This is a genomic window from Aeromicrobium sp. (genome assembly GCF_036676885.1).
In the GTDB taxonomy this organism is placed as follows: Bacteria; Actinomycetota; Actinomycetes; order Propionibacteriales; family Nocardioidaceae; genus Aeromicrobium.
In genome coordinates, this window is record NZ_JAKFCB010000346.1 from 1 (window position 1) to 5,035 (window position 5,035).

Below are 5,035 nucleotides of genomic sequence, written 5' to 3' on the forward strand. Positions count from 1 at the left end.
GAGTGCCCATTGCAGGCACTGCTCGCGGACATCACAGCGGCGGCATACGACCTTGGCCTCTTCGATCTGCAAGATGGCGGGACCCGTGTTGCCGATGGGGAAGAAGAGCTCAGGGTCCTCATCTAGGCATGCGGAACGATGACGCCAATCCATGCGGACACTCCTTCCCGTTCGGTTTTGCTCCTTGGGCAGGCCTGTTTGACCCGTTTACCAAGGCATGAACCCCCATGTTTTCAACAATTGAACGGCATTACAAGGGCTGCGCCGTGCGCGAATTGTCGGATGAGTCACACGCTCCCTACGCTGTGGACGTGAGCGCTCACGCAAGGCCGTCCGGGACGGCCCGAAACCTTCTCCTCGTCGCGGCCGTGATCGTCCTCGCCGAGGCCGCCACCTGCGTGGTTTTAGCAGTCCTCGGCGTCGTCGACCTCGAGGGCGACAGCGTCGGCTCGGCCATCGGCGTGTCGCTGATCCTGGCTGTCTACGGCGGGTTCCAGGCCTGGGCTGCCTGGCGCGTGACGCTCGGGGAGCAATGGGCCCGCAGTCCGCTTGTCGTGACCCAGATCATCCAGCTCATCATCGCGTTCAACCTCGACGACGTGCCGGCCCGGATCACCATCACGGTGGGGGCCGCGGCGGCCGTCACACTGGCGTGCCTGCTCGCTCCGCCGGTGACCCGGGCCCTGAGTGGTAACCCTTCGGTATGAGAGACTGACCATCGGGCACAACCCGTGTGACCTCGCTTCGGCGGGAGCAAATGAGCGGCATACCGGCCGCGCCGGCGACCTGATCGGTCCCGATGAGAACGTACGGAACGTCCCGAGGGATTCCCACGATGGTTGCGACTGAGATCGACTTGCACACAGACACGCCCGACCCCGACGACCCGATCTTTGCGCTGCACCGCGGCGGCAAGATGGCGATCTCCGCGACCGTGCCGCTGCGCAACGCGCAGGACCTGGCGATGTCCTACACGCCCGGCGTCGCCCGGGTGTGCGAGGCGATTGCGGCCGACCCGGCGCTGGCCCACGACTACACCTGGGTGTCCAACACCGTCGCGGTGGTCACCGACGGCACAGCCGTGCTGGGCCTCGGCGACATCGGCCCGGCCGCCTCGATGCCCGTCATGGAGGGCAAGGCCGTGCTGTTCAAGCAGTTCGGCGGTGTCGACGCGATCCCGGTTGCCCTCGACACGACCGACGTCGACGAGATCGTCGAGACGATCGTGCGGCTCGCGCCGACCTTCGGCGGCATCAACCTCGAGGACATCTCGAGCCCACGCTGCTTCGAGATCGAGCGCCAGCTGATCGAACGCCTCGAGATCCCGGTCTTCCACGACGACCAGCACGGCACGGCCGTCGTCACCCTGGCGGCGCTGATCAACGCGGCGCGCGTCACCGACCGGGAGCTGGACGACCTCAAGGTCGTCATCTCCGGCGCGGGGGCCGCAGGCGTCGCGATCATGAAGATGCTCCGGTCGGCCGGGGTGCGCAAGATCGCGGTCGTCGACCGTACGGGGGTCATCCACCCCGGCCGTGAGGGACTCGATGTGGTCAAGTCGGGCCTCGCCGAGGCGACCGCTCCGTGGGCGAAGCCCGGCACGATCGCGGATGCCCTCGACGGTGCCGACGTCTTCATCGGCGTCTCCGGAGGCACGGTCCCGGAAGCCGCTGTCGCCACAATGGCGCCCGACTCGATCGTGTTCGCGATGGCCAACCCCAACCCCGAGGTGCATCCCGACATCGCGCGCAAGTACGCACGGATCGTCGCGACGGGGCGCTCGGACTTCCCCAACCAGATCAACAACGTGCTGGTGTTCCCCGGTCTCTTCCGTGGCGCCCTCGACGTACGCGCGACGCGGATCTCCGAGGGCATGAAGCTCGCGGCCGCCAACGCGATCGCTGACCTCGTGGGCGACGAGCTCAGCGAGGCGTACGTCATCCCGTCGCCGTTCGATCCCCGCGTCGCCACTGCCGTGGCGCGAGCCGTCACGGACACCGCGCGCCGCGAGGGTCTCGCCCGCCGCCCGTACTGATCACCCGCAACCAGGAGTCGCATGTTCGCCGTCTATGCAGGCACGATCGATCCGAAGGACCCGCTGAGCGGACTCGTCGTGGGGGAGCGCCCCGACCCGGAGGTGCCCGACGGGTGGACGACCGTGACGGTCAAGGCGTCCTCGATCAATCACCATGACGTCTGGAGCCTGCGTGGCGTCGGCCTGCGCGAGGAGTCGCTGCCGATGATCCTCGGCTGCGACGCCGCCGGTATCGACGAGGACGGCAACGAGGTGCTCGTGCACGCCGTCATCAGCGACCCGTCCTGGCGAGGTGACGAGACGCTGGATCCCAAGAGGTCCCTGCTGTCGGAGCGTCACCAGGGCACGTTCGCCGAGAAGGTCGCGGTGCCGACTCGCAACGTCGTGGCGAAGCCGGCCGGCCTGTCGTTCGCCGAGGCGGCATGCCTGCCGACGGCGTGGCTGACGGCCTACCGGATGCTCTTCACCCAGTCGGGCCTCCAGCAGGGCGACACGGTGCTGGTGCAGGGCGCCGGCGGCGGTGTCGCGACGGCCGCGATCACCTTGGCGCGCGCCGCCGGGTTCCGCGTCTACGCGACGAGTCGTGACGAGGACAAGCGCAAGAAGGCGGTCGAGATCGGCGCGCACGAAGCCTTCGAGTCCGGCGCCCGACTGCCGAGCAAGGTCGATGCGGTCATCGAGACCGTGGGTGCTGCGACGTGGTCGCACTCGGTCAAGTCGATGCGGCCCGGTGGCACGATCGTCATCGCCGGCGCGACGTCCGGCGATGCGCCGGCACATGCCGAGCTGACCCGGATCTTCTTCCAGCAGATGCGCGTGCACGGCTCCACGATGGGGACCCGCGACGAGCTGCACCGTCTCGCGCAGTTCATGGACGTCACCGGCACCCGGCCGCTGATCGACCGGGAGATCCCGATGGCCGATGCCGCCGACGGTCTCGCCTCGATCATCGACGGTGACGTGTTCGGCAAGATCGTGCTGACGCTCTGAGCTGCGCTGCGTCGTCGGTTCACCTGGTTTCGACCAGGTGACGCCTACGGCGTGCTTCGGCTCAAACCGATGAGTGAGTCCGGCCGCCGTGGGCGGCCGGATCACTCATCATCGTCGTCGAGGCGTGCCAGCCAGGTTGCGAGCCGCTCCACCGGGACCTCGAACTCGGGGTTGAGGTCGACGAACTCGACGAGCCGTTCGGCGAGCCAGGCGAAGGTGACCTCTTCGTCACCTCGCCGGCTCTGGAGCTCCTCGATCCCGCGATCCGTGAAGTACATGGATCAGCTGAAGGCCTGCTGCATCAGCGTGGCCTGCTCACCGACGTGGCGGTTGTGCGAACCGACGGACGGTGCCGACGACTCCGGGCGGGAGACGCGGAGCAGCGGGAGGCCGTCGAACTCGCCGCTGAAGTGCAGCGCGACATGCGGCCAGGGTCCCTGGTTGGCCGGCTCATCCTGCACCCAGCGGACCTCGCGGGCGTTGACGAACTGACCGACCGCGGCATTGAGCTCGGACGTCGGGCGCGGGTAGAGCTGCTCGAGGCGCACGATCGCGGTGCGGGACTGGCCCGGCTCACGCTTCTCGCGCTCGGCGAACAGGTCCCAGGCGATCTTGCCCGAGCACACCAGCACCCGCTCGACCTTGGACGCGTCGACCGAGTCGTCGCCGATCACCGGTCGGAACTTGCCCGAGGTGAAGTCGCCGGGCTGCGAGGCCGCGGCCTTGCTGCGCAACATCGACTTCGGCGTGAAGACGATCAGCGGACGGTGCTGGGTCTGCAGGTTCTGACGACGCAGCAGGTGGAAGTACGACGCGGGGGTCGACGGCTGTGCGAGCGTCATCGCGTCGTTGGCGCACAGCTCGAGGAACCGCTCGATGCGGGCCGACGTGTGGTCCGGGCCCTGGCCCTCGTGGCCGTGCGGCAGAAGCAGGACGACGCCGGACTTCTGGCCCCACTTGCTCTCGCCGGCCGAGATGTACTCGTCGATGACCGACTGCGCGCCGTTGACGAAGTCGCCGAACTGGGCCTCCCAGATCGTGAGCGCCTCCGGCCGGGCGACCGAGTAGCCGTACTCGAAGCCCAGCGCCGCGTACTCGCTCAGCAGCGAGTCGTAGATGTAGAACGTCGCCTGGTCGTCGCCGACATTGGACAGCGGGGTCCACTCGTTGGCGTTGGTGCGATCGATGATCGTCGCGAACCGCGATGAGAACGTGCCGCGGCGCGAGTCCTGGCCGGCGAGGCGTACGGGCCGCCCGTCGAGCAGCAGCGAGCCGAGCGCCAGGATCTCTCCGGTGCCCCAGTCGATGGGACCGGCACTGATCGACTGCGCCCGACGCTGCAGCTGCGGCAGGACCTTGGGGTGGACCGTGAATCCCTCGGGCACGTTGGTGTAGGAGTCCGCAATCGCCTTCATGGACTCCGGCGTGATCGCCGTGACCAGCTCACCGGCGTGCTCGGGCTTGTCGGGGTAGTCCGGGGTGCGCATGTAGCCGGGATCGGTCGCGCTCTCCTTGACCTCGGCGAAGTTGCGCTCGAGCTGGGCCTGGTAGTCGCTCAGCGCGGCCTCGGCCTCCTCGAGCGTGATGTCGCCACGTCCGACAAGGGCCTCGGTGTAGAGCTTGCGCACCGACTTCTTGGCGTTGATCGTGTCGTACATCAGCGGCTGCGTGAAGCTCGGGTCGTCGCCCTCGTTGTGACCGCGGCGGCGGTAGCACACCAGGTCGATGACGATGTCCTTGTTGAACGTCCGGCGGTACTCGTAGGCCAGGTGCGCCACCCGGATGCAGGCCTCGGGATCGTCGCCGTTGACGTGGAAGACCGGCGCCTGGATCATGCGCGCGACGTCCGTGCAGTACATCGAGGAGCGCGACGACGACGGTGACGTCGTGAAGCCGACCTGGTTGTTGACGATCAGGTGGATCGTGCCGCCGGTGCGGTAGCCGCGCAGCTGCGAGAGGTTGAGCGTCTCGGCGACGACTCCCTGCCCGGCGAACGCGGCGTCGCCGTGC

General features: G+C 68.0%; 6 protein-coding genes. 3 read left to right on the plus strand and 3 right to left on the minus strand.

Annotation, left to right across the window (positions count from 1 at the left end; translation table 11 throughout):
* Positions 1 to 153, minus strand: a 153-nt coding sequence (locus V6M46_RS16325; RefSeq protein WP_332667021.1) for a WhiB family transcriptional regulator, incomplete at its 3' end; no start/stop codon positions are given.
* 158 nt (positions 154 to 311) lie between these two features.
* Between V6M46_RS16325 and V6M46_RS16330 the strand changes: the two genes are divergently transcribed.
* The 3 genes from V6M46_RS16330 (at position 312) to V6M46_RS16340 (ending at position 3,025) form a co-directional block, all read left to right on the plus strand.
* Entirely contained in the window at positions 312 to 707 is a 396-nt protein-coding gene (locus V6M46_RS16330) for a hypothetical protein (RefSeq protein ID WP_332667012.1), read from the plus strand.
* A 128-nt stretch (positions 708 to 835) separates the two neighbouring features.
* On the plus strand, positions 836 to 2,035 hold the full coding sequence (locus V6M46_RS16335; protein ID WP_332667013.1) for an NAD(P)-dependent malic enzyme: 1,200 nt from the start codon (positions 836 to 838) through the stop codon (positions 2,033 to 2,035).
* 21 nt (positions 2,036 to 2,056) lie between these two features.
* Positions 2,057 to 3,025 (plus strand): zinc-binding dehydrogenase, encoded by a 969-nt coding sequence (locus V6M46_RS16340; protein ID WP_332667015.1) that lies wholly within the window; start codon positions 2,057 to 2,059, stop codon positions 3,023 to 3,025.
* A 101-nt stretch (positions 3,026 to 3,126) separates the two neighbouring features.
* On the opposite strand, the gene V6M46_RS16345 is transcribed toward V6M46_RS16340, so the two are convergent.
* Together V6M46_RS16345 and V6M46_RS16350 are read right to left on the minus strand one after the other, a co-directional pair.
* The gene (locus V6M46_RS16345; RefSeq protein WP_200935367.1) at positions 3,127 to 3,303 is read right to left on the minus strand and encodes a DUF6104 family protein; all 177 of its coding nucleotides are present in this window, start codon (positions 3,301 to 3,303) and stop codon (positions 3,127 to 3,129) included.
* 3 nt (positions 3,304 to 3,306) lie between these two features.
* A partial coding sequence (locus V6M46_RS16350; protein WP_332667020.1) for a multifunctional oxoglutarate decarboxylase/oxoglutarate dehydrogenase thiamine pyrophosphate-binding subunit/dihydrolipoyllysine-residue succinyltransferase subunit occupies positions 3,307 to 5,035 on the minus strand: 1,729 nt, incomplete at its 5' end.

Bases quoted from the DNA above. Each gene is read 5' to 3' on its own strand.
- V6M46_RS16335 (WP_332667013.1), top strand. From the start codon at position 836: ATGGTTGCGACTGAGATCGACTTGCACACAGACACGCCCGACCCCGAC.
- V6M46_RS16340 (WP_332667015.1), top strand. From the start codon at position 2,057: ATGTTCGCCGTCTATGCAGGCACGATCGATCCGAAGGACCCGCTGAGC.
- V6M46_RS16345 (WP_200935367.1), bottom strand. From the start codon at position 3,303: ATGTACTTCACGGATCGCGGGATCGAGGAGCTCCAGAGCCGGCGAGGT.